Origin of the sequence: Burkholderia sp. HMSC10F09 (assembly GCF_001806955.1) — a bacterium.
GTDB classification, from domain to species: Bacteria; Pseudomonadota; Gammaproteobacteria; order Burkholderiales; family Burkholderiaceae; genus Burkholderia; species Burkholderia multivorans.
In genome coordinates, this window is sequence record NZ_KV786783.1 from 1,133 (window position 1) to 2,699 (window position 1,567).

1 protein-coding gene and 1 pseudogene are annotated in these 1,567 nt (G+C 73.5%); one reads left to right on the forward strand and one right to left on the reverse strand.

Annotation, left to right across the window (positions count from 1 at the left end; genetic code table 11):
- Positions 1 to 1,206: collagen-like triple helix repeat-containing protein (locus HMPREF3115_RS30995; protein ID WP_218079216.1), on the reverse strand; the 1,206-nt coding region annotated here is incomplete at its 3' end.
- Here HMPREF3115_RS30995 and HMPREF3115_RS31955 point away from each other — a divergent pair.
- Positions 1,151 to 1,567, forward strand: a pseudogene (locus HMPREF3115_RS31955) (highly repetitive protein); the annotation flags it as partial. The gene HMPREF3115_RS30995 and the pseudogene HMPREF3115_RS31955 overlap by 56 nt on opposite strands.

Genomic DNA, 1,567 nt, shown 5'->3' on the forward strand with positions numbered 1-1,567 from the left:
GCCGGTTGCACCGGCGCCCGCACCGCCACCGACGCCGGCCGTGGGCGGCGTCAGCGTGCCGGTCAGGACGCCGCCGACCGCGCCGGTCAGGCCACCGGCCGGCGTCGTGATCGTGCCCGTCAGGCTCGCGCCGAGCGGCGTCAGCGTGTTGACGAGGTTCGTCACGGGCGCGAGCAGGCCGCCGACACCGGTGCCGCTGGTTCCGCCGGTGCCGCTCGTTCCGCTCGTTCCGCTCGTTCCGCCAGTGCCGCTCGAGCCGCCGATGCCGCCGATGCCGCCGAGCGTGCCGGTCACCGTACCGAGCAGCCCCGTGATCGGGCTGAGCGGGCCGCCGCTCGTGCCACTGGTGCCGCTCGTTCCGCCGGTGCCGCTCGAGCCGATGCCGCCGAGCGTGCCAGTCAGCGAGCCGAGGAGCCCCGTGATCGGGCCGAGCGGGCCGCCGCTCGTTCCGCTGGTCCCGCCGGTGCCGCTCGACCCGCTGGAGCTGCCGCCGCCGATGCCGCCGAGGCCGCCGGTCAGCGAACCGAGCAGGCCCGTGAGCGGTGCGAGCGGGTTCGTGCCGCTGCTCGAGCTGCCGCCGTACAGCAGGCCGCCGACCGACGTCGTCGTGGCGCCGAGCTGACCGACGACGCCGCCGAGGGCCTGGCCGACCGGATAGTCCGTCGCGCCGCCGATTTTCGTGCCGGCGACGCCGAGGCCGCCGCCGAGCGTGCTCAGCAGGCCGTTCAGCGGTGCACCGAGCAGCGTCGCGCTGCCGAGCGTCTGCGTGACGCCGGGCTTGTCGACGCCGCCGGTCAGCGTGTTCGTGATCGGGTTGATCACCTTGCCGAGCTGCGTCTCGAGCTGCTGGACCGGCGTGCTGTTCAGCGCGGTGTTGAGGTCCGAGGCGGTCGAGTTCACTGCGGTGCCGACCGTGTTCGCGAGGTCGCCGACCAGCGTCGTGACGGGCGACAGCGGCGACAACGGGCCCGCGCCCAGGCTCTTCACCGCGTTGCCGAGGTTGCCGACCGCGCCGCCGGTGCCGGTGAGCAGTCCGGTGGTCGACGTGAGCGTCGGGCCGAGCGGGTTCGCCGACACGCCGATCGAGCCGAGGCCGGCCGCGATCCCGTTGCCGACCGACTGCACGCCGTTGCCGAGGCTCGTGACGGCATTGCCGACGCTGGTCGCGGTCGTGGGGTTCGTGCCGGGAACCGTGACGCCGCCGATCTGTGCGCCGCCGTTCGCGACGACGGTGCCGAGCGACGTGACGAGATTGCCGGATTTCTGCAGGACGTTGCCGAGCGGGGTGACGCCGGTGCCGGACGTGCCCGAGGTGCCCGAAGTGCCCGAAGTGCCCGAGGTGCCGGAGGTGCCCGAAGTGCCGGACGTACCCGAAGTGCCGGACGTACCCGAAGTACCGGAAGTGCCGGACGTACCGGAAGTGCCCGACGTGCCTGAAGTGCCGGACGTGCCCGAAGTACCGGACGTACCCGAGGTGCCCGAAGTGCCGGACGTGCCGGACGTGCCGGAGGTGCCGGAGGTGCCAGACGTACCTGACGTACCGGACGTGCCCGAAGTACCCGAGGTG